The sequence below is a fragment of the Ruegeria sp. BB6 genome (assembly GCF_056539385.1).
In genome coordinates, this window is the sequence record NZ_JBQFUW010000010.1 from 40844 (window position 1) to 62242 (window position 21399).

20 protein-coding genes are annotated in these 21399 nt (G+C 59.1%); 17 read left to right on the forward strand and 3 right to left on the reverse strand.

Features of this window, described 5'->3' with window-relative positions:
- Positions 1-84: 84 nt before the first annotated feature.
- The 3 genes from ACR0B7_RS19080 to ACR0B7_RS19090 are packed head-to-tail and all read left to right on the forward strand — an operon-like array spanning position 85 to position 3727.
- A complete protein-coding gene (locus ACR0B7_RS19080) occupies positions 85-1122 on the forward strand; it encodes a glycine betaine/L-proline ABC transporter ATP-binding protein (RefSeq protein ID WP_170385692.1) in 1038 nt (345 codons plus the stop codon).
- On the forward strand, positions 1115-2704 hold the full coding sequence (locus ACR0B7_RS19085; RefSeq protein ID WP_170486312.1) for an ABC transporter permease subunit: 1590 nt from the start codon (positions 1115-1117) through the stop codon (positions 2702-2704). The genes ACR0B7_RS19080 and ACR0B7_RS19085 overlap by 8 nt, the downstream gene beginning before the upstream one ends.
- Positions 2705-2752: 48 nt before the next feature.
- Entirely contained in the window at positions 2753-3727 is a 975-nt protein-coding gene (locus ACR0B7_RS19090; protein ID WP_170486311.1) for an arginase family protein, read from the forward strand.
- Here ACR0B7_RS19090 and speB read toward each other — a convergent pair.
- Both speB and ACR0B7_RS19100 read right to left on the reverse strand, forming a co-directional pair.
- Positions 3724-4692: an agmatinase gene (gene speB, locus ACR0B7_RS19095; protein WP_170486310.1), complete on the reverse strand. Its 969-nt coding sequence runs from the start codon at positions 4690-4692 to the stop codon at positions 3724-3726. The two genes, ACR0B7_RS19090 and speB, sit on opposite strands and share 4 nt — an antisense overlap.
- 60 nt (positions 4693-4752) lie before the next feature.
- Positions 4753-6270, reverse strand: coding sequence for a trimethylamine methyltransferase family protein (locus ACR0B7_RS19100; RefSeq protein ID WP_170486309.1), 1518 nt, complete (start codon positions 6268-6270; stop codon positions 4753-4755).
- Positions 6271-6454: 184 nt separating this feature from the next.
- Between ACR0B7_RS19100 and ACR0B7_RS19105 the strand changes: the two genes are divergently transcribed.
- Both ACR0B7_RS19105 and ACR0B7_RS19110 read left to right on the forward strand, forming a co-directional pair.
- A complete protein-coding gene (locus tag ACR0B7_RS19105; RefSeq protein WP_170486308.1) occupies positions 6455-8890 on the forward strand; it encodes a GcvT family protein in 2436 nt (811 codons plus the stop codon).
- 90 nt (positions 8891-8980) lie between these two features.
- Entirely contained in the window at positions 8981-9952 is a 972-nt protein-coding gene (locus ACR0B7_RS19110; RefSeq protein ID WP_170385711.1) for a LysR family transcriptional regulator, read from the forward strand.
- On the opposite strand, the gene ACR0B7_RS19115 is transcribed toward ACR0B7_RS19110, so the two are convergent.
- Positions 9949-10974, reverse strand: coding sequence for a LacI family DNA-binding transcriptional regulator (locus tag ACR0B7_RS19115; RefSeq protein ID WP_170486307.1), 1026 nt, complete (start codon positions 10972-10974; stop codon positions 9949-9951). The two genes, ACR0B7_RS19110 and ACR0B7_RS19115, sit on opposite strands and share 4 nt — an antisense overlap.
- 138 nt (positions 10975-11112) lie before the next feature.
- Here ACR0B7_RS19115 and ACR0B7_RS19120 point away from each other — a divergent pair, with 138 nt between their 5' ends.
- The 12 genes from ACR0B7_RS19120 (at position 11113) to ACR0B7_RS19175 (ending at position 21399) form a co-directional block, all read left to right on the forward strand.
- Entirely contained in the window at positions 11113-11298 is a 186-nt protein-coding gene (locus tag ACR0B7_RS19120; protein WP_170486306.1) for a hypothetical protein, read from the forward strand.
- A gap of 24 nt (positions 11299-11322) precedes the next feature.
- Positions 11323-12468 carry a TRAP transporter substrate-binding protein gene (locus tag ACR0B7_RS19125; protein WP_170486305.1) on the forward strand — a complete coding sequence of 382 codons (1146 nt, stop codon included), beginning with the start codon at positions 11323-11325 and terminating at the stop codon, positions 12466-12468.
- Positions 12469-12554: 86 nt separating this feature from the next.
- Entirely contained in the window at positions 12555-13067 is a 513-nt protein-coding gene (locus ACR0B7_RS19130; RefSeq protein ID WP_170486304.1) for a TRAP transporter small permease, read from the forward strand.
- A gap of 11 nt (positions 13068-13078) precedes the next feature.
- On the forward strand, positions 13079-14407 hold the full coding sequence (locus ACR0B7_RS19135) for a TRAP transporter large permease (protein WP_170411718.1): 1329 nt from the start codon (positions 13079-13081) through the stop codon (positions 14405-14407).
- A gap of 12 nt (positions 14408-14419) precedes the next feature.
- Complete coding sequence (gene hisD / locus ACR0B7_RS19140) at positions 14420-15727, forward strand: histidinol dehydrogenase (RefSeq protein WP_170486303.1); 1308 nt, start codon at positions 14420-14422, stop codon at positions 15725-15727.
- Positions 15720-16481: an SDR family oxidoreductase gene (locus ACR0B7_RS19145; RefSeq protein WP_170486302.1), complete on the forward strand. Its 762-nt coding sequence runs from the start codon at positions 15720-15722 to the stop codon at positions 16479-16481. Before hisD ends, ACR0B7_RS19145 begins: the two co-directional genes overlap by 8 nt.
- Complete coding sequence (locus tag ACR0B7_RS19150) at positions 16478-17458, forward strand: alcohol dehydrogenase catalytic domain-containing protein (RefSeq protein WP_170486301.1); 981 nt, start codon at positions 16478-16480, stop codon at positions 17456-17458. Before ACR0B7_RS19145 ends, ACR0B7_RS19150 begins: the two co-directional genes overlap by 4 nt.
- A gap of 9 nt (positions 17459-17467) precedes the next feature.
- The gene (locus ACR0B7_RS19155; protein WP_170486300.1) at positions 17468-17878 is read left to right on the forward strand and encodes a universal stress protein; all 411 of its coding nucleotides are present in this window, start codon (positions 17468-17470) and stop codon (positions 17876-17878) included.
- Between the two features lie 47 nt (positions 17879-17925).
- Positions 17926-18432, forward strand: a complete 507-nt coding sequence (comD, locus tag ACR0B7_RS19160; RefSeq protein ID WP_170385740.1) for a sulfopyruvate decarboxylase subunit alpha — start codon at positions 17926-17928, stop codon at positions 18430-18432.
- Positions 18429-18983 carry a sulfopyruvate decarboxylase subunit beta gene (gene comE / locus ACR0B7_RS19165; RefSeq protein ID WP_170486299.1) on the forward strand — a complete coding sequence of 185 codons (555 nt, stop codon included), beginning with the start codon at positions 18429-18431 and terminating at the stop codon, positions 18981-18983. The genes comD and comE overlap by 4 nt, the downstream gene beginning before the upstream one ends.
- 268 nt (positions 18984-19251) lie before the next feature.
- A complete protein-coding gene (locus tag ACR0B7_RS19170) occupies positions 19252-19812 on the forward strand; it encodes a TetR/AcrR family transcriptional regulator (RefSeq protein ID WP_170486298.1) in 561 nt (186 codons plus the stop codon).
- Positions 19813-20100: 288 nt separating this feature from the next.
- Entirely contained in the window at positions 20101-21399 is a 1299-nt protein-coding gene (locus tag ACR0B7_RS19175) for a hypothetical protein (RefSeq protein ID WP_170486297.1), read from the forward strand.

A 21399-nucleotide genomic window follows, 5' to 3' on the forward strand; every position in this document is an offset into this window, starting at 1 on the left:
CATCCAATATCAGGGGGCCGTCGCGACAGTTCGTGGCGGCCCTTTTCTTATATGCCGGGGCAAAGCCCTGCACATGAGGGGCAAATGGACGAACCTGTCGTAAAACTGGAAAATGTCTGGAAAATCTTTGGCGCACGGGCAGAAGAAGCCATGGCTGCCGTGCGCAGCGAAGGCATTGGCAAACCCGAAGTTCTAGAGCGTTTCAACTGCGTTGTCGGCGTGCAGGGCGCAACCTTTGAAGTACCGCGCGGCGAGATTTTCTGCATCATGGGCCTGTCAGGGTCCGGCAAGTCGACGCTGGTGCGTCATATCAATCGGCTGATTGAGCCGACCGCGGGCAAGATCGAAATTCTGGGGCGGGATGTCTCAAAGATATCCGAGTCGGAACTGCGCCGCATCCGGGCGCAACAGATCGGGATGGTCTTTCAGCACATGGCGCTGATGCCGCACCGTTCGGTGCGCGACAACGTGGCGTATCCTCTGGAAATCCGCAAAGTGCCGAAATCCAAGCGATGGGCGGTGTCCGACCATGCGCTCAGCCTCGTGAACCTGACCGGTTACGAAGATCGCCTGCCCAAAGAGCTTTCCGGCGGGATGCAACAGCGCGTTGGCATCGCCCGCGCGTTGGCCTCGGACCCGGAAATCCTGTTGATGGACGAGCCGTTCTCGGCGCTTGACCCGCTGATCCGGTTGCAACTGCAGGATCAGTTCAAGGCGCTGGTGGCGCAGCTCAAGAAGACGACCTTGTTCATCACGCACGACTTGGACGAGGCGATCCGGATCGGACATCGCATCGCGATCATGAAAGACGGTGTGATCGTTCAGATTGGCACACCCGAAGATATCGTCATGAACCCCGCCGACGATTACGTGCGCGAGTTTGTGCAGGGCATCTCAAAACTCAAACTGGTCAAGGCGCACTCGATCATGGAGCCGATGGGCAGCTATTCCGGTTCACTCGACGGCGCACCGCGCGCGGATGAGGGCGCGGATCTGGACCAGTTGATCGACCTTGCGGTGAATACCGAGATGCCGGTGGTCATAACGGACGCAGGCAATGATGTGGGGATCGTGACCAAGCCGCGCCTGCTGCGTGGTATTCAGGGGGGCAAAAATGACTGACGCAACAACAGAGCTGAAAGTTACAGCCGCCTCTGACATCGAAGTCGATCGCGATGAGCTGGACCGCTCGATCAAAGAATTCGCGGGACCGAATGGCGACTATTACGTCGACGCGTTTCACAAGATCCATGACGCGACCAGCCCTGTGCCCAATACATTCAATCTGTGGGCTGCAGTGCTGGGGCCGTTCTGGTCGGCCTCGCGTGCGATCTGGGGGATGTTCTGGACCTTCCTGATCCTTGAGATCATCGCATGGGTTCAGATTGGCCGGGGCGCGTGGGGCAATCCCGGCGCTGACTTCGCGGAAAGGGCCGCGCGCCAACAGGAACGAGCGGCCGAGTTGATGGCACGCGCAGCGGATGCCACGGAAAAGGCGGATATCGACCGCTTTACCAAGCTGGCCGAAAACATCCAGAAAGCGGCGGATACCAGCCTTGAAAGGGCCGCTGCCGCGCAATCCGAAGCGGCAGGGATCCTGATCACGGGTCTGTTGATGTTGCTGGTTTTCAAACTGGTACAGGGTTTCTACGCGGATCGGGTCTACGAAAAGCAATACTCGAAATGGCGGATTGATCCGGACAGCACGGAAAGCGGACAGTCCAGAAGGAACACTGTGCTGGGTGCGGTCCTCATCGCCGCGATCGGTCCCTTGATTGTGTACAAGTTCACGGTCAACGCGTCGCTGCCCTTGCTGGATGCCTTCCCGGAACAGGAGGTTTCCGAGATATTTCTTGGCGAAGGCAACGGAACGCTGTTTTCTGCCCTCGCCAGTTGGATGGAAGCCAAGATTGATGCCGCTGCAGCGGCGGGTGGGGACGTCTTTGACGGGATTGTGGCTGGTGTCCGCTCGGTTCTGGATGCGCTGACGGTTGCGTTGATCGGGTCCCCGTGGCCCGTTGTTATGCTGGTCATCTGCGTCACCGCATGGCGTGCGGCAGGTCCGCGTGTCGCGATCTTCACCGCCGCGTCGCTGGCCTATATCGCGCTTCTTGGGTACTGGGACGTCGCGATGGAGACGGTGGCTCTGGTTGGTGCTGCCGTGATCCTGTGCGTGATCTTCGGTATCCCGCTGGGCATCTGGTTCGGGAAGTCCCAGCGCGCCTATCGTGCGGCAGAACCTGTGCTGGATTTAATGCAGACGCTGCCCGCCTTCGTCTACCTGATCCCGATCATCGCCTTCTTTGGCACCGGCAACCCGCCTGGTATTCTGGCCACGATCATCTTTGGAATGCCGCCCGTGATCCGCCTGACCGCCTTGGGGATGCGCGGTGTGCCCGAAAGCATCAAAGAGGCTGCGGTCGCCTTTGGCGCCTCGAAATGGCAGTTGTTGAAGGATGTCGAAATCCCGCTGGCGCTGCCTTCGATCATGACCGGGGTGAACCAGACCATTCTGATGTGCCTGTCGATGGTGGTGATCATCTCGCTGATCGGCGGCGGCGGTCTGGGCAAGGAAATCCTTGAGGCGTTGCAATACGCGGCCAAGGGTCCGGGTCTGCTAGGCGGCTTTGCCATCCTGTTCTGCGCCATGGTCATCGACCGGATCGTGCAGGGGGCCTTCCGGCGAGAAGACGAGAAAATCTGATCACATGCGCCCCCGCCAGCCGGGGGCGTTTCTTCAAAGGGGATGCAGATGACCGACCGATATGAACAGTCGATGATGGATAACCTTTATTGGTGGGGCGTGCCGACCCTGTTTCGCTGTCCCAACACCGGCCCCGAGGGGCAGGACATCGCCCTAGTTGGCGTCCCGCATTCCACCGGCAATGGCACGACCGAGCGGGATCAGCATCTAGGCCCGCGCGCGTTGCGCCATGTCTCGGCGGTGCAACGCAGGGTGCATTCGGTGTTCGAGATTGACCCGTGGAACAGCGCCAAAATCGCCGATGTGGGCGACGTGCCTTTTCCACGCGCCAATGACAACGAAGACTGCATCGAACGGATCACCGCCTTTTACAAAGATATCGACGCAGCAGGGGCGCGGCCCGTGTCGGTGGGTGGGGATCACTCGATCACCGGCGGCATCGTGCAGGCGCTGGGGCGCGGTGAACTGTCCGGGGGTGAGCCGGTTAGCTTTCTGCATCTCGACGCCCATACGGATGTATTTACCAAGGTTGACCACTTTCTCGGCGCGAAAAAATCGGCGGCCCATTGGGGCGCTTATCTGGCAGATCAGGGGCAGGTTGATCCAACGCGATCCATGCAGATCGGGCTGCGGGGTCATCCGCGTAGTCTGGACTGGCTGCAACCTTCCTATGACTACGGCTACAACATCGTCACCATGCGTGAGTTCCGCCAGCGCGGGCTTGCGGACGTGGTGGCGCAGACGCGCGAAGTGTTGGGTGACCGTCCGGTCTATATCACTTTCGATCTGGATTGCCTTGACCCGACCGTCGCGCCTGCGGTGTCCAATCTGGAGCCCGGTGAGAAGGGGTTCGACATTGACGAGGCCGTGGGGATTTTGCGTGCCGCGCGCGGGCTGAATATCGTCGGCGGAGACGTGGTCTGCATGATGCCCACCAAGGACAGCCCCAACAATATCACCGCCCTGACAGCGGCGGCGGTGATGTTCGAGATGATCTCGATGATCGCCGAAAACGTCAGTTAACGCCGCGCATCTACGGCCTGCGCCAACACGCAGAGCAGCTCGAACATCAGCGAAATCCCCAGCCAAGCGGTGCCGCCCGAAGCGTCGAAGGGCGGTGAGACCTCGACCAGATCGGCCCCTATAAGGTTCACTCCGGCCATCTCGCGGATTACGTGCTGGGCCTGAAAACTGTTCGGGCCGCCGATCTCGGGCGTGCCGGTGCCGGGGGCAAAGGTGGGGTCCACGAAGTCGATATCATAGGTGCAATAGGTCGGTGCGTCGCCGACGATGCTGCGCACCTCGGCCATGACATCGTTGATGCCGCGATCAAACAGTTCCTCGATGCGGATGATACGGATGCCCTGCGCCTCGCCCCACTCGATATCCTCGGTGTTATAGGCTGTGCCGCGAATGCCCACCTGAACAAAGCGTTTGGGATCGACCAGACCTTCCTCGACCGCGCGGCGGAACGGGGTGCCATGGGTGAATTTATGCCCGCCGAAATAGCTGTCGAACAGATCGGTATGGCTGTCGAACTGGATCAGCCCCAGCGGGCCGGATTTGGCCAGTGCGCGCAGAACGGGCAGGGTGGTCAGGTGATCCCCTCCGGCGGTCAGAGGGGTGATGCCGCGCGTGGTCAGGTCGCTGTAGAATGACGTCACGCGATCCAGCGTATCGTCGATGTCCACCGGGTTCGGAGCCACGTCGCCCAGATCGGCGCAGTTCATCATCGCAAAGGGCGCAACCCCGGTCACAGGGTTCATCGCGCGGATCATGGTCGAGTAGTCCCGCAACTGGCGCGGCCCGTGACGCGCGCCGGGGCGGTTCGTGGTGCCGCCGTCCCAGGGGATGCCGACCAGCCCGATATCAACTTCGGCGATCCGTGCGTGATCCAGCGTCATACCGGGCAAACGCATGAAGGTCGGCACACCCGCAAATCGCGCCAGTTCCATGGCCGAGACGGGCTGAAAGAAAGGATCGGTCATCTGGGCCTCATTCATGTGCAATCAAGCCGACCCTAGCCGCCTCCGGGCGGTTGGGGAAGGTCAATCAAGGATACGAAACCGGGCGCGGATTTCCGCATCCTGTTCGGCGGTCAGATATTGGGGGCGGTGCGTGGCCAAAATCTCTTTCGCGCGGGCGCGGGCGGTGGTCCAGGCGTCGCTGGCACCTTCGTCCGCCCAAGTACGCGGCTCTGTCCGGTCGGCGAGCTCGGGGTAATAATAGTCGCGCTCCATCGCGTTATAGGTATGGGTGCTGCCCAGAAAATGACCGTCACCCAGAACCGACTGGCAGATCGCATCGAACCCGAGGTTTTCCTCGGTCACTTCGATCCCGCGCAGGGCGCGGTAGGTGTGGGCGTGCATTTCGTTGTCCAGCACAAAGCCCTCGAAACTGGCCCCCAGCAGCGATGCGGTCATGCCCGAGCTTTCATAGATCAGGTTCCCACCTGCCAGTGCCGCCGCCAGAGAGGTGATGCCCTTTTCCGCCCCGTATTGCGCGTCAATCGCCTTGGCATCAGTCATCGAGGCCGCCACGCCCGAAGGCAGCCCCAACCAATTGGAAATCTGGGCCGAGGCCGCGTTGAGGATCGCAGTCTCTCCACTGCCGCCCGCAAAGCTACCTGTGCGCAGGTCCACGATGAAGGGCCAGTTGGAAAACACCATGGGAAAGCCCGGTTTGATTGTGTTGACCATCACAAGGCTGGCCAGCGTCTCAGCCAGTGATTGCGCCAGAAACCCGGCCAGAGTCGCCGGGGCCGTCGCGCCCGCTTGGGCTGCCGTGATGCAGGACATGGGGATGTTATGGGCGATACATTCATAGACTACGTCCACCGCATCCTCGCCATAGCGCAGGGGTGAGATGACCGGGCTGATATGCGCCTTCAGAAACGGGCGCGCGGCGAATGCGCCGGACCCTCCGGCAACGATATCCAGCATCTCGACAATGGGCGCGACATGTTCGGCCAGCGTAAAGGACGTGGCGATGGGCTTGGTGGTATTGCGGACCAGCGCATAGGCGGTGTTCACGTCCAGATCGAAATTGTCCGGCACGTCGGTCGCAACACAACACCGGGTGAACCAACTGACATTGGCCAGCGTGTCCTGCAATCGGGTGAAGTCATGCAGATCGGTCAGGGTCGATGGTCGATAAAGGCCGGTGTCGATGTCCAACGTCTGAACCGCCGCGCCGCCGGTGCCAAAGAACACGCGGTCGCCGCCCACCTCGATCGAACGCGCCGGATCGCGGCCGTGAAAGGTGAACTGTTTGGCGGCGGACTGAATGGCCTGTTCGACCATGGCGCGCGGGAACAGCAATCGGTCGTCAGGGCCGGGTTCTGCGCCAGCGGTCCGCAGATCACCGGCCAATCGGTCCGGCACCTCTCCCATGCCGAGGGTTTCCAATAGGCGCAGGGCGGTGTCATAAATCTGCGCGATTTCGGGGGCGGTCAATGGCTTAAAGGCCCCGCCGATCTGACCGGGAGGGCAAGGATCAACCCTGGGTGCCGCTGCGCGTTGCGCGTGCCGGGCGCGTCTGCCGCTTCGTTTGCTGCCCGTGCTCATCCGGTTCCTTTCGTGGCGCTTCCCCCGAACCCTAAGCGCGGGTTTGCGCCCCATGCAAAGACCAACTGCAATTTGCAGAATCCGCAATCGCGGTTTCGATTTTTCAATACAAGCACCGGGTGGCTTGTCGTGCGCAGGTATTGTTCCGCAAGACTTGGGCGGAACAAATACAGGAGCCGCGCCCATGAAATCTCGGACCAAGGTCGTTGTCATCGGAGGCGGGATTGCGGGTTGTTCCACCCTCTATCACCTGACGCAGGAAGGGTGGAGCGATGTGGTTCTGGTCGAGCGGAACGAACTGACCTCGGGCACCACGTGGCATTCGGCGGCGCAAGTGACGAATTTCGGGATGAACCAGACGATGGTCGGGCTGAAAACACACTCGATCCGGCTGTATAAGGAACTGGCCGAGGACCCGGACTATCCGATCAACTACCACCACGGTGACGGCGGCATCCGGCTGGCCAATACCGAGGCGCAGATGCAGGGCTATCGTCATTTCGCATCCATGGCACGTGGGATGGACGTGCAGTTCGAGGTGATCGATGCCGAGGAATGCGCGCGCCGCCACCCTTTGATCTCGACCGAGAACCTGATCGGCGGGCTGTGGGATCCGATGGATGGGGACATCGACCCCGCGCAGTTGTGTCAGGCACTGGCGCGTCGGGCGCGCAAGGCGGGCGCCGAGGTGTACCGCAACACGCCGGTCATCGGGCTGAAGCAACATGCCGATGACACGTGGACCGTGCAGACCGAAAAGGGCGATATCGACTGCGATATCGTCGTCAACGCGGGCGGCTATCGGGTGAACGAAGTGGGCGCGATGATGGGGGTGCATCACCCGGTCGCCTCGATGGAGCATCAGTATTTCCTGACCGAAGAGATTCCCGCCATCCGGGATGCAGGCCACAGGATGCCTCTGCTGCGCTGCCCTATCAGTGACTATTACTGCCGGCAGGAAAAGAACGGGTTGCTGCTGGGGTTCTATGAACAGGACTGCAAGACATGGGGCATGGACGGGATCGACCCGAACTTTGTCAACGCCTTGTGCCCCGATGATCTGGACCGCGTGACGGATGTGCTGGAGGGCGCTTTCGCCCGTATGCCCGCGCTGATGGAGGCCGGGGTGCATACGGTGGTCAATGGCCCGATCACCTATACGATCGACGGCGCGCCTCTGGTCGGGCCGATCCCGGGTAAGCGCAACGCTTTCTGCATCATCGGTCTGCGCGCGGGTCTGGGTGAGGGCGGCGGCCACGGCTGGCTGCTGGCACAACAGATCGTGCATGGCGAGGCGTGCTATGACACGTGGTGTCTTGATCCCCGACGGTTCACGGGGCACGCAAATGTGGAACTGACAGCGCTGAAGGCCATCGAGGATTATCAGAACGAGTTCCGCTTTCACTTCCCGCATGAACATCGCCCCGCAGGGCGGCCGGCCAAGACAACCCCTCTGACTCCGGTTCTGGCGGCGGAGGGGGCCGAGTTCACCGTGGTGAATGGGTGGGAGCGGATGGATTACATCAAGCCATCTCCCGATTTCGCGCCCGCCCACAGTTTCGATTTTGACGAAACCTTCGATCTGGTGGCCGCCGAGGTTGCCAATGTTCAGACCAATGTGGGGTTGGCCGAGGTGAACGGTTTCAACCGGATCGAAATCACCGGCGCGGACCGTCACACCTTTCTAGACCGGATGTTCTGCGGCACTGTCACCCGCCGCGACGGGCGTGTGGGGCTGGGCTATCTGTCGAACCATCACGGTATGGTCAAGGCCGAGGCGACAGTCGCCAATCTGCCCGCCAGCGACCGCGGCCCTGAACGCATCTGGTACGGCTCGGCCGCGGCCAGTGAGTTTCACGACATGGACTGGCTGACCAGCCATTTGCGAACTGACGAAGACGTCCACCTGCGCAGCCTGACCAACGATCAGACCATTCTGGTCCTCGCAGGCCCAAAATCGCGCGATGTCCTGTCCGCCTGTGCGCGCGGCGATTGGTCGGCCGAGGCGTTCCCGTGGCTCAGTGTTCGTGAGTGCTTTGTGGGGATCGCACCGGCCACCGTTATGGGTGTCAGTTTCTCGGGCGAGTTGGCCTATGAAATCCACGTGCCTAATGCGTCGCTCTATGCTGCATACTTGGCTTTACGTCAGGCCGGCGAACCCTTGGGCATGAAGCTATTTGGCGCACGCGCCGTCGACTCGATGCGTATGGAAAAGAGCTTTCTGCATTGGAAGTCCGACTTGATTACCGAGTTTGACCCTTTTGAAACCGGATTGGAGCGGTTCGTGAAACGCGACAAAGGTGACTTTACCGGGCGCAAGGCGTTGGAGGCGCGCAAAGCGGACGGCCCGCGCAAAAAGCTGGTTGTCTTGCAGGTGCACACAACGCGTGGCCCTGCACATCCCGGAGCGTCTCTTATGCAAGGGGATAGGGTTGTGGGTACGATTACGTCCGGCGAATGGGGGCATCGAACCGGCCTTAATCTGGCGCATGCCTTTGTCGAACCGGAACTGGCCGAAATCGGCTGCGAAATGGTGTTGGACCGCTGTGGCGAGCATGTGGTGGCCACCGTCGTCCCGGCCTCGCCCTACGACCCAAATCTTGACCGGGTTAGGCTTTAGGTCGGGGCCGTTTCAATAACATCACCATTGCCGAAACCGCATTTCTCTGCTTGGCTTGTTTCGATGTAATCGAAACAACGGACGGTTGCTGTGTCGAAATCTCTAAGCCTGCGCTGGCTGGAAGTGTTTCAGCTTATCGCCAAGTCAGGGTCGATCCAACAGGTCGCGTCGGAAACCGGCCTTTCCATCAGTACGGTCTCAAACCACCTGCGCAGTCTTGAACGTGCGCTTGGCATCGAACTGGTAGACCATGGCCGCCGCCCGATGGGGCTGACCCCGGCCGGAGAGGTGTTCGCGCGCTATGTCCGCGATGGTCTGACGGTATTGAAACGGGGTGAGGCCGAAATCCGCACGGGCAACTGGCGTCACGCGACAGATTTGAGGCTGGCCCTGATCGACGATTTCGACAACCAGATCGCGCCTGATCTGTTCCGGTTTCTGGCTCAGGCGCTGCCGCGCTGCAATTTTCGTCACTACACCCGCCCCAGCCATGAGATTATTGCAAAACTTCAAGAGCATAAGCTGGACGCAGGTGTCGCCACGCGACCGTCGGAGCGCACAGAGGGGTTGATTGAATACCCGCTGATGCGCGACCCGTTCATCGTCATCCTGCCAAACAGTTTTGAAGGTCAGCCCGAAGAACTATTCGAGCCAGATGCGAGCCTTCCGCTGCTGAGATACTCGCGGGACTACATGATTGGTAAACAGATCGAAATTCAGTTGACCCGAAGCAAATACAATCTGCCAAACCGGTTCGAGTTGGAGTGCAACCAGTCGATCATTGGACTGGTCGCCGAGGGCGCGGGATGGGCGATCACCACCGCAGCGTGTTTCCACCGCGCACAGCGGTTTCACGACAGCGTCAAAGCAATGCCGTTTCCCGGCCGGAACTTTGTGCGGACCGTGTCGTTATTCACCACCGAGGTTTATCCCGAAACGACATCGGCTTTGATCCAAAAGGTTATGGAAAAGCTGATACGGCAACACTTCACCGAGCCTATGTGCAAAAAACACATCTGGCTGAAAAACGAATTCAGGACGATGGAAGCCGAGGCCGCTTAAATACCGCCCGGCGGCCCAAGCGACTGGCCGTCGATGATACTGGTCGCGAGTTGTTCACCCTGGCCTGTGATTTGTTTTTCGACCATCTCGACCAATTGCAGAGCGGCCTTGCGACCCATCTCGCGGTGCGGGACATGTACTGTTGTTAGGGCGGGGCTCACAATTCGGGCCAGTTCGATGTCGTCAAAACCGGTGATCGAGACATCCTTGGGAACGTGCAGCCCGATGTCCTGAGCCCGCCGCAACGCGCCGGCCGCCAAAACGTCGTTCCCGCAAAGGATCGCCGTCGGGCGCGTGGCTTGGCCCATTAACTTGGAAAACGCGGCAGCGCCGTTCTCAATCTCGTAAGGCGTTTCGATGATTGTCAGATGCTCAGTGTGCAATCCGTTCTGCCGTGCGGCGTCCTTCACGCCTTCGATCCGCAGGCGCGCGCGATCATTGCCTGCGCTGATGCCGGAAATCACCCCGATTTGGGTATGACCCATAGCAATCACACGGCTTGCCAGCGCGTTCATCGCCGCACGGTTGTCGAACCCGATCGAGGGGACCGGCGCATCAGGCGCAAAAGACCACGCGGCCAAAGTTGGGATTTTACGACGGTCCAAAAACTCATAAATCTTTGGGTCGCGGTCATGGCCAATCAGCAAAAGCCCATCCGCGCCCCGTGCCGCCAACGTCCTGATCTGTTCTTCTTCGATGTCGGGTTTGTAGGCCGAGCTTGACACCAAAAGGGTATATCCGTGCTGGTGCAGCTCTTCCTGGAAGGCTTGCAACCCGCGCGCGAAAATCGCGTTTTCCATTGTCGGAATTATGGCGCCGATGGTAAAGGTGCGCTTGGCGGCCATCACCCTAGCTGCAAAGTTCGGCGTGTAACCCAGGGCATCAACAGCCGATTGGACACGTTCCCGCGTTGCCTTGACGACACGGTCAGGGTTGTTGAGGCAGCGCGAGACAGTCGCGGTCGAAACGCCTGCCATCTTGGCCACATCATCCAGCGTTGGTGCTGCCCCCAGTTTCGACATTCTCAAACCCGCAATTCACTTTTGCCAATAAGTCTAATCTCAACCGACCTTCAAGGAAAGCAGATATGTAAGCGCTTGCATTTTTAATGTAAGCGCTTACAAATGGCTTTGGGCCGAATCCTAAGGGAGTCCGGAAAAGTGTTTCTGACCGCATCCATCATCGTGTTTGTCATCTACTTTGCGAACGTGGCTTTGGGTGCCTTTTCAGATAGCGCATTTCTTGGGGACGTGGGTGAGATGTTGGTCCTGTTCGCGGCGTCGATCCTGTTCGTTGTCGCAATTCTGAAAAAGGAGGCTGACCGCAACGCAGAAGGCGACAGCTGAATTTTTTGCTTGGGAGGGCAATAGATGAACAACGACAGAAACGAGCTTGCGTCGGAAGAACGTCGCAATTTCCTGAAACTCAGCGCAAGCGGCGCGTTCACCGCGGCCTTGGTCGCAGGTGCAGGTGGGGTTCTTTGGTCGTCAGAGGCCGCAGCGCAGACGGCCAAGGAAGAACGCGAGCGTGAGCAGGCGGCAGAGCATGTGATGACCGTTGCCACAGCCTATGTGCTGGGCGCATCGCGCAGCTATCCGATCATGCAGTTGGACCTGAAGGAAAACATCCAGAACGCCACGAACGGCAAGGTCTATGTCAAGCTGGCCCCCGGCGGACAGTTGGGTGCGGGTGGTTCTCTGGTGCAGAAAGTGCAGGGCGGAACCATTCAGGCCGCACAGCATTCGTTGTCGAACTTTGCGCCCTTCGCCTCGACCGTTGATCTGATCAATATGCCGTATCTGTGCGGCTCGAACCAGAAATTCACCAATCTTGTGAATTCGGACACCTGGAAGAACGAAGTCCATCCCAAGGTCGAGGCCGCCGGGTTCAAGGCGTTGTTCTACGTTGTGATCGACCCGCGCGTTGTTGCTGTGCGGCAGGGCGGGAACGCCGTTATCACTCCGGGCGACATGAGCGGTATCAAGTTCCGTGTGCCGGGGTCCAAGATGTTGCAGCAATATTATCGCATGGTCGGCGCAAACCCGACGCCTGTCGCTTGGGGTGAGACCCCCTCGGCCATCAAGCAGGGCGTCGCGGATGCGCTTGATCCATCCGTGGGCGCGCTGTTTGTCTTTGGCTTTAAGGACATCCTCAGCCATGTGACCTTTACGCAGGCGGTGCCGGACAGTCAGGTATATTCCTGTAATCTTGAGTGGTTCAACTCGATGCCGGCAGACGTGCAGGAAGGTATTATGTGGGCGTCCGAAATGACGAGCCATCAGAACCTTGCCAAAGTGCCCTCGGCCCGCGCCTATGCAATGGCTGAACTGAACAAAGCGGGCGTGGAGTTCCATTCGCTCAGCTCTGACCAGTTGGCAGAATGGGAAAGCGTCGGTGGTTATCAGAACGCCGATTGGGACCCGTTCAAGACGGAACTCGCCGGGTCGATGGACGCCTTCGAGAAGCTGGTCGAAGCCGCAGGGACGCAGGGCAAGTACTTCGTCCATGACGCCTGATCGACCACCACACCTTCAAGCAGTCAGGCCGGTAAACGCCCGGACCAGAAGGCGCGCGCCTGACTGCCTGCACGCCGAGGGAACCGATGACCTTACTTCAAAACATAGACCGCAACGCCGAGCGCTGGCTGCTGCTGGTGTTCTACGTGATGCTGGTCATCACCATGGCCATCGAGGTTCTTCGACGCGAAATATTCGCGTACTCGTCGATCTGGGGTGAAGAGATCGTCCGCTATTCCTTTATCTACCTCGCGTGGATCGGTGCGGCGGCGGCGGTGAAGGAACGCGCGCATATTCGCATCGACGTGATCATGCACTACCTCGGGCCGCGTCCCAAGGCGCTGCTGTATATCTTCGGCGATCTGGTGATGTTCGGCGTGGCCGTCATCGCGCTCTATTGGTCGTATGAGGCGGTGCATGTCTCGGCCAAGTTCGGGTCGGTGACGGATGGGCTGCGGGTCTCAAAGGTCTGGTTCCTGATGGCCGTGCCCACTGGATTTGCGCTGATGATCTGGCGCTTGATCCAGTCGCTGATACGCGACCTGAAATGCCTGAAGGACGGCAAGCCCGTCTTTGAAGGCGACAAGCTGTTTGACTGAGGGGACACGCGATGCTCTGGGGTTCCCTCAATCAAACCGTTGAACTGGGCTGGGATTTCTACCTGCCGGTGATCCTGTTCGTTGGCCTGATCGCGCTGGCCGTGCCTGTGTGGGCGGCCATCGGCACAGCGGCGATTGTGATGCTGATCATGTCGGGCGATCTGCCGCTCAGCCTTGTGGGGGAAAGCCTGTTCACTGGCATTGACGCCTTTGCCCTGACAGCCGTCCCGCTGTTCATCCTGACGGGCGACGTGCTGGTTCGCACCGGGCTGTCGCGCAAGTTTCTGGACGTGGCCGAGGCGCTGACATGCTTCGCCAAGGGCGGGTTCGGGTCAGCCACCGTTCTGGTCTGCGGCATGTTCGCCGCGATCTCGGGGTCCGATGCAGCCGGGGCTGCTGCCGTGGGGCGCATGACGATCAACCGTCTGGTCGAAAGCGGCTATCCACGCCCCTATGCCTGTGCGCTGGTGGCTGCCGGGGCGTGTACCGGCATCCTAATCCCCCCTTCGATTGCCTATATCATCATTGGTCTGGTGCTGGGTATTTCGGCGTCCACGCTGTTTCTGGCCGCGTTGATCCCCGGACTGGCCATTCTGATCTCGATCCTTGTGACCAACATCATCATGAACCGGATCTACGCTTATGAGGGCGGCGGCATGATGACCATGGGTGAGTGGCTGGCCAATCTGGGCAAGGCGCTGAAATCCGGTTGGTATGCGTTCATCGTGCCGGGGATCATCTTCTACGGCATCTTCTCGGGCCGCCTGACGCCCACCGAGGCCGGTGCGACCGCCGTTGTCGTCACCATCATCATGGGCTTCATCCTGCGCACGCTGACGCTGGCCGACTTTCCGTCAATGCTGGTCAGTTCCGCCAAGGTGAACGGGGTGATCCTGCCGATCATCGCCTTTTCCGCGCCCTTGGCCGAGGCGCTGGCGATCATGGGTGTGCCGCAGGGGTTCGTGACCGCCGTGACCTCGCTGACCGATGATCCATATCTGCTGATCCTGCTGATGATCGGTATCCTGATCGCCGCGGGCTGCGTCATGGAAACGACTCCCAACATCGTGATCCTTGCCCCGATCTTGAAACCCTTGGCAGACAATATCGGCATGAACGAGATCCAGTTCTGCATCATGATGATCACTGCGCTGGGCGTCGGGTTCATTACGCCTCCGCTGGGGCTGAACCTGTTCGTAGTCTCGGGGATTACCGGCGAGTCGATCCTAAAGATCGCGGCCCGCGCCGTTCCGTTTGTTTTGACAATGCTGATCGTGGTTATTCTGATCGCCTATGTCCCGGCGGTTTCGACCACGTTGCTTCCTGAAATCTACCAATAGGGTATTTTGACCATGCCGCGCGAGTATTTGAAAAAAGCGACGCTAACCCCTCAGTCTCATGCAACCGAGGTGCATGACACGGTAAAGACAATCCTTGCCGATATCGAAACGGGCGGCGACGCCAAGGCAATGGAATACGCGGCCAAGTTCGACAAGTTCGAGGGCAGCGTGCTGATGACACAGGCCGAGATTGATGCGGCCATCGCGCGCGTGCCTGAAAAGCTGAAAGCCGATATCCGGTTTGCCCATGATAACGTGCGTCGCTTTGCCGAAGCTCAGAAAGCGACCGTGTCCGATGTCGAGGTCGAGATCGTGCCGGGCGTTGTCGCCGGTCAAAAGGCGATCCCGGTGGATGCGGCGGGGTGTTACGTGCCCGGCGGACGGTATAGCCACATCGCCAGTGCGATAATGACGGTGACCACGGCAAAAGTAGCCGGATGCCGCCACATCACCGCGTGTTCTCCGCCAAAGCCCGGAGAAGGCGTTGCCCCAGCCATCGTGTATGCGGCTCATATCTGCGGGGCAGACAGCATTCTGGCCATGGGTGGCGTGCAGGGCGTGGCCGCGATGACCTATGGCCTGTTCGGTCTGCCGCGCGCGAATATCCTTGTGGGCCCGGGCAACCAATTCGTGGCCGAGGCCAAGCGTATTCTCTACGGCAAGGTCGGTATCGACATGATCGCAGGCCCGACCGATAGCCTGATCCTTGCGGATAAATCCGCCGACGCGCATGTGGTGGCTACCGATTTGGTCAGTCAGGCCGAACACGGGTACAACTCACCCGTCTGGCTGGTGACGGATGATCGGACACTGGCGCAAAAGGTGATGGAACTGGTTCCAACCCTGATCGCAGACCTGCCTGATTTGAACCGCGAAAACGCCTCTGCCGCGTGGCGGGACTATGCCGAAGTGATTGTCTGCTCGGATCGTGAGGAAATGGCCGCCTGTTCCGACGCTTACGCGCCCGAACATCTGACTGTTCAGGCCGATGATTTGGATTGGTGGCTGGATCGGCTGACCTGCTATGGCTCTTTGTTTCTGGGCGAAGAAACCACGGTGTCCTATGGTGACAAGGCAACGGGCACGAACCACGTGCTGCCGACCTCGGGCGCGGCCAGCTATACTGGGGGTTTGAGCGTCCACAAATACATGAAGATCGTCACGTGGCAGCGCGCAACGCGGGAAGGGTCCAAGCCTATTGCCGTCGCAACAGCCCGCATTTCCCGGCTGGAAGGGATGGAGGGGCATGCGCGTGCCGCAGACGTGCGTCTGGCCAAGTATTTTCCTGACGAACAGTTTGACCTGACCGCAGATGGATGACCCGCGCGCGCTATTTGACCTGACGGGCAGGGTTGCCTGTGTGACCGGCGCAAGCTCGGGCCTTGGGCGGCAAGTAGCCAAGGTTCTGGCGGCCGCCGGTGCGCGCGTTGTGGGTGTTGCGCGCCGGCCCGAGGCGTTGGAAGGACTGACTGAGGAGATCGGCGCAAACGCCGATGCCGTCGTCGCGGACGTATCAGACAGATCGCGCGTTGATGCGTTGACGCGGGACGTCTCGGCCAAGTTTGGCTCGCCGGATATCCTCGTCCACGCGGCCGGTCTGAACACCCGAGAGGCAGCGGATGACGTGACCTCCGAAGGGTGGGATCAGACACTGGCCGTGAACCTTAGCGCGCCGTTTTTTCTAAGCCAGTCAATGGTTCCCGAGATGAAGAAAAAGGGGTGGGGTCGCATCGTGAATTTCGCCTCGCTCCAGACCACACGCGCCTTTCCGGGTGGGGTCGCCTATGGCGCGACGAAGGCAGGGATCGGCCAGCTAACCCGCGCAATGGCCGAGGCATGGTCGCCTTTCGGTATCACGGCCAATGCCATCGGTCCGGGGTTTTTCCCGACCGAACTGACGCGGGCTGTCTTTGATGATCCGGCGCGTGCCGAACGCAATGCAGACCAGACCTGTATTCGACGCAATGGAGAAATGGCGGACATCAACGGCCCGATCCTGTTTCTGTGCTCACGCGCGTCGGATTACGTGACCGGACAGGTGCTGATGGTTGACGGAGGGTTCACCGCAAAATGAAGGCTTTGGTCTATGAAGGTTTCGAACACGTGGCCTATCGGGATGTCCCGGATGCCAAGCCCAATCCGGGCGAGCACCTCATCCGGGTCGAAGCGGTAGGGATCTGCGGGTCCGACATGCACGCCTATCTGGGCCATGATGCGCGCCGACCCGCGCCGTTGATCCTTGGTCATGAGGCGGCGGGTGTTATCACGGGCGGTCCTCGTGATGGTGCGCGGGTCACCATTAACCCGTTGGTCGCTTGTGGGCGCTGCGATGCTTGCAATACGGGGCGTGAAAATCTGTGCCCGGACCGTCAGATCATCTCAATGCCGCCGCGCGAAGGTGCATTTGCCCAGTTCGTCGCGATGCCAGACAGAAATCTGGTCGAGGTGCCGCAGCATGTCAGCCTCGCGCAGGCTGCATTGGCTGAACCGCTGGCCGTGGGGTGGCATGCGGCGCGCCTTGGGCTTGAGGCATTGCATTCGTCTATGGAGCGCCGCGCGTTGGTATTGGGCGGGGGTGCCATTGGGGTTGCCGCTGCGCTGGCCCTGTCCGCGATGGGGGTTAAACAGGTGCGGATCGTTGAGCCCAACACGTTGCGACGTGCATATCTGCAAAATGCGATCCCTTTTGAGGTCGTCGCTGAAACCGCCGATATGTTTCCGCTGATCATAGACGCGGTCGGGTTTGCCGCGACCCGCGCGACGGCCTCCGCTCTGGCACAGCCGGGCGGGGTGATCGCCCACGCAGGTTTGGGAGAGGACAGCGGCGGGCTGGATGTGCGTCGTATGACCTTGCAGGAAATCACGTTTTTCGGCACCTATACGTATACGGCTGAGGATTTCCGAGAAACCGCACAGGCCATATTTGATGGCCGTCTGGGTGCGCTTGACTGGGTCGAAGCGCGCGCGTTGTCTGAGGGGGCACGCGCATTCCAGGATCTGCGGCAGGGTGCGGTAGCCGCGCCCAAGATCATCCTCGCGCCATGGGAATAGGAGGCTTTTATGTACAAGAAAATTCTCGTGCCGATGGCGCTGGATCATGGGTTGTCACCGCACACATTGCAGGTCGCGCGTGCCTTGTCTGCCGAAGACAGCGAGATCATAGCCCTGCATGTCTATGAAATGCCGCAAGGGTCGGTCAGCGCATATCTGGACAAGGACGTGGTCGCCGAAGGGTTTCGCGCGGCCCGCAACCTGCTGCGCGACAAGGTGTCGGGCGTGGACGGGATAAAGTGCGACATCGTCAAAGGGCACACGGCGCGAACCATTATCGACTATGCCAATGACAACGATGTTGAATGCATCGTCATAGGGTCGCACAAACCCGGCCTCAGCGACTATTTCCTAGGGTCGACCGCGTCGCGTGTCGTCCGTCACGCAGCTTGTGCCGTGCATGTGCACCGCAGGCCGTAATTCGTCAATCGCGCCTTTGCGCCCCAATCAGGACTGACAGACCGGACATGAACATAGACAAAAAGATCACGGATGATCTGATGGCCAACGATATCTCGTTCGTCACCACCGTCCCGTGCAAGCAACTTGCGGGCGTCATTGCCGAGATTGATGAGCGCGAAGGCATCTACCACATCCCCTCCAACAAAGAGGATGAAGGGATGGGCCTGTGCGCTGGTGCATGGATGGGGGGAAAGCGCCCGGCCATCATCATGCAGAACACGGCAATCGGCGTGACGATCAACACGCTTGCGACGTTGATTCAGTATTACCGGATGCCTTTGCCCATGTTGATCTCATACCGAGGGGAACTGCGCGAACCGATCGCCTGTCAGGTTGAAATGGCGGTGCACACCAAGGCGCTGCTTGCCCAGTTGAACATCCCGACCTACCACTTCCATCATCAGGCAGATGTCGAGGAACTGGATGCAATCCTGAAATACACGTTCATGTGCAACAAGCCGGTCGCCATTCTGACCGATGCCAACTTTTGGGGAGGCTACGGCGACCAATGATACGTTCAGAAATCCTTAAAGAAATCGCTCCGATCCTGCGGGATCAGCTTGTGGTCTGCAATATTGGCATCCCCAGTCAGGAGCTACACGCAATCGACGATCAGCCGACCAATTTCTACATGCTGGGCACGATGGGGCTGGCCTCATCCATCGGTTTGGGCTTGGCGCTTGCGCAACCTAAGCCGGTAATCGTCATCGACGGCGATGGGTCTGTTTTGACCAATCTTGGCACGCTGCCCACAATCGCAAACAACGAGGCTGACAATTACATCCTGCTGATTGTCGACAATGGATCATACGGATCGACCGGTGATCAGCCGACATATGCCGGGCAGAAAACCTCGCTTGCTAAAATGGCTGAGGCGGCGGGCTGTGAACGGGTGATCGAATGTCAGGCAGAGGATACGGGCCGCGTTTTGCAAGAGGCACTGGACGCCAAGCAAATGACGATAATCGTTAGTAAGTGTGAAAGCGGTAACGCGAAAATGCCTCCGATTACGATGGACCCCGTCGTCATCCGCGACCGGTTCATGAAGGCGGTTCAGTCCTGAGCTGACCGTCGCAGTCTGTACATGTTCAATCCGCCGCCTTGTTATTGCGCAGGCGGCGGTTTTTTTGAGCACCCAACCCTTGGGTGAATTTGCAATGCCAGAGACACGCCTTTAAGCTGTTGGCAAAGTGGATAACTTATGTAAGCCGAGTGCAATTGGTAAAGTCAGGGCGGGAAAGTCGTGGCTTCCCAACCGCGATCGCGGGCGGGGAAAATCAACAGCCGGAACCGCTGCCGTTTTATCGCGGGACTGGATTTTGGAAAGTTGAATGATGATAGTTTCTTCTACAATCTCGGGTGTTGACCCGCGCGATATCATGAATGTCGTTGCCCAATACGGTTTTCGTAAAACGTCTATGGAAGAAATTGCGCGGGCTGTCGGGTTGTCGCGCCAGTCTATCTACAAGAAATTCGGGTCCAAAGAGGCGTGCTATACTTGGGCGTTGAAGACCTACATGGAGAATTTGTACCGCGATGTCTTCTCGGATTTGGAAAAGGCGGATGGTGCACCGCTAGAGGTTCTGGAAAAGGTTCTGCTGTACGTCGTGGGTGACTCGCTGGAATTGTCCAGAACACACCACGGGGCCGAACTGCTTGAGAACGCGCTGGACGTGGCCGCCGCGCAGCCGGAAAACTGGCCAGAGGCATATTTGGCCAAGGTGGGTGAGTTCCTGCTGCGTCAAGGTCTGGCTTCATCCCCTGAACGTGCGCAGGACCTGTCTTACCTTCTGATTACTGCGGCCCGTGGCGCGATGGTTGTTGCGCAGACAAAGGAAGACTTTGCGGCAGATATCCGTCGGTTGCTCAAGGCAATGTTTCCAGAGGATTAAAAGCGCGACATTGCTCCGTTTTGGTCGCGACACAGATCAGCATTGCGTGGTTGTTGGCTTTCGCATCATCGAGTCGGGGAATCCGAGCCTGACGACCGTGCGATGCGGAACAGTCCCCCAAGGTCCGTTCTGTTATTGAATTTTCTGCCAGCCGTCTAAGGGCCGGCAGCCATCTCGTCTGACGTCCACTGGTGGTTGGTTTGGCGCAAATCCCACCATGTGATATGACGTAAGGTAAAGCATATTTCGCGCTGCTATTTTCATAACTGCATCACAAGGGGAAAGACCATGAGATTCAGTCGTTTAGTGCAAGGCATCTTGTTTGGCTCTGGCCTGATATTGATCGGAATGTCATCGGCACAGGCGCAGAACCGCGAGGAAAGTCAGGGGATGGTGCTGCTGCGAGGATTGCCGACACTGGACACGAAACACAGCGTGGCGATTGTTGAGCTGGACCCGGAGTCTGACCGTTTCGGAGAAATCCTGAGTGAAGTGGAACAGCCCGACATCGAACACCCTCTGCACCATTTGTATTATAGTCCAAATGGCAGGCTGTATTCGACCGGGCTGGATCCGTCTTGCAGTCTGGCAGAGATCGGTTTGTCCCGTGATTCAAACGGAGCACCCGTGATCTCTGGGTTCACCTGTCTGGATACCCAAGGACAGATGGTGGGGGAAGACATCATGTGGACGACCTCCAACGGGCAGGAATACATGTTCGTCACGTTCATGGGCGGTACTGGTGGCGATGACGGTGGATCAGTGGGCGTGTTCGACCCGCAGACAAACGAAGTCGTCAAAATCATTGAAGCACGCAAAAGCCAGGTGGGCGAGGGTGAGCCATATATCATGTATCCGCACGGGATTTCAGCCTTTGAGGACCGCATGGTTGTAACCTCAACCGTGCACCCGGATCTGGCCACCGGCGTTGGCAATGTTCTGACAATCATCGACCTGAACACTCTTGAGCCCATCGAGAATATTCTGGTCGAAAAAGAAAAGCCGTTGGATTTTCCGTCTTCGCCGGTCGAGGTTCTGTTTGCGCGCCCCGGCATGCACCCGGAAATCCAGCCAGCAATCCTTGCAAACACGATGTTCGGGTTTGAAACCTGGAAAGTGCCTTATGACGCCAGCTCCAAAACGTTTGGCGCGCCCGAAGTCATCTACAGCGGCGTAGCCAATGATACGGCAGTCCCGCTGGAGTTTTACGGCACCGAAGATGAGCTGTTCATCTCTCATGCGCTGCCCGGGGTCGTAAAGCGTTACGAATTGGCCGCCTTGCCGGAACTGGTATCCAGCGGCCCGGATATCGTCGCCGATCCGGGGGCGCATCACATGATCTTTTTTACCTCGGCCTCGGGGCGGGAACTGATCGCGATCCAGAACAATCTGCTCAATCTGGGGAACGGAGCCGAAGACGACCCGACTGATGTGGATTTCATAGCGGACCTGAACGCGCATACCATCTCGGTTCATGACCTTGAAACCGGCGAACGTATCGCAACCGTCAACTTCAAAGAGCGTTACAACAAGGGTGTGGACAACGTCGAAGGGTTGTTCGGTTCGGGTTTCGTACACCATCACTAG

Excerpts from the sequence above, each read along its gene's own strand:
- ACR0B7_RS19080 (WP_170385692.1), top strand. The coding sequence starts at position 85 with ATGGACGAACCTGTCGTAAAACTGGAAAATGTCTGGAAAATCTTTGGC.
- comE (WP_170486299.1), top strand. The coding sequence starts at position 18,429 with ATGATACGTTCAGAAATCCTTAAAGAAATCGCTCCGATCCTGCGGGAT.
- ACR0B7_RS19150 (WP_170486301.1), top strand. The coding sequence starts at position 16,478 with ATGAAGGCTTTGGTCTATGAAGGTTTCGAACACGTGGCCTATCGGGAT.
- ACR0B7_RS19125 (WP_170486305.1), top strand. The coding sequence starts at position 11,323 with ATGAACAACGACAGAAACGAGCTTGCGTCGGAAGAACGTCGCAATTTC.
- ACR0B7_RS19135 (WP_170411718.1), top strand. The coding sequence starts at position 13,079 with ATGCTCTGGGGTTCCCTCAATCAAACCGTTGAACTGGGCTGGGATTTC.
- ACR0B7_RS19170 (WP_170486298.1), top strand. The coding sequence starts at position 19,252 with ATGATGATAGTTTCTTCTACAATCTCGGGTGTTGACCCGCGCGATATC.
- speB (WP_170486310.1), bottom strand. The coding sequence starts at position 4,692 with ATGACCGATCCTTTCTTTCAGCCCGTCTCGGCCATGGAACTGGCGCGA.
- ACR0B7_RS19090 (WP_170486311.1), top strand. The coding sequence starts at position 2,753 with ATGACCGACCGATATGAACAGTCGATGATGGATAACCTTTATTGGTGG.
- ACR0B7_RS19155 (WP_170486300.1), top strand. The coding sequence starts at position 17,468 with ATGTACAAGAAAATTCTCGTGCCGATGGCGCTGGATCATGGGTTGTCA.
- ACR0B7_RS19115 (WP_170486307.1), bottom strand. The coding sequence starts at position 10,974 with ATGTCGAAACTGGGGGCAGCACCAACGCTGGATGATGTGGCCAAGATG.
- ACR0B7_RS19145 (WP_170486302.1), top strand. The coding sequence starts at position 15,720 with ATGGATGACCCGCGCGCGCTATTTGACCTGACGGGCAGGGTTGCCTGT.
- ACR0B7_RS19105 (WP_170486308.1), top strand. The coding sequence starts at position 6,455 with ATGAAATCTCGGACCAAGGTCGTTGTCATCGGAGGCGGGATTGCGGGT.
- hisD (WP_170486303.1), top strand. The coding sequence starts at position 14,420 with ATGCCGCGCGAGTATTTGAAAAAAGCGACGCTAACCCCTCAGTCTCAT.
- comD (WP_170385740.1), top strand. The coding sequence starts at position 17,926 with ATGAACATAGACAAAAAGATCACGGATGATCTGATGGCCAACGATATC.
- ACR0B7_RS19175 (WP_170486297.1), top strand. The coding sequence starts at position 20,101 with ATGAGATTCAGTCGTTTAGTGCAAGGCATCTTGTTTGGCTCTGGCCTG.
- ACR0B7_RS19100 (WP_170486309.1), bottom strand. The coding sequence starts at position 6,270 with ATGAGCACGGGCAGCAAACGAAGCGGCAGACGCGCCCGGCACGCGCAA.
- ACR0B7_RS19085 (WP_170486312.1), top strand. The coding sequence starts at position 1,115 with ATGACTGACGCAACAACAGAGCTGAAAGTTACAGCCGCCTCTGACATC.
- ACR0B7_RS19130 (WP_170486304.1), top strand. The coding sequence starts at position 12,555 with ATGACCTTACTTCAAAACATAGACCGCAACGCCGAGCGCTGGCTGCTG.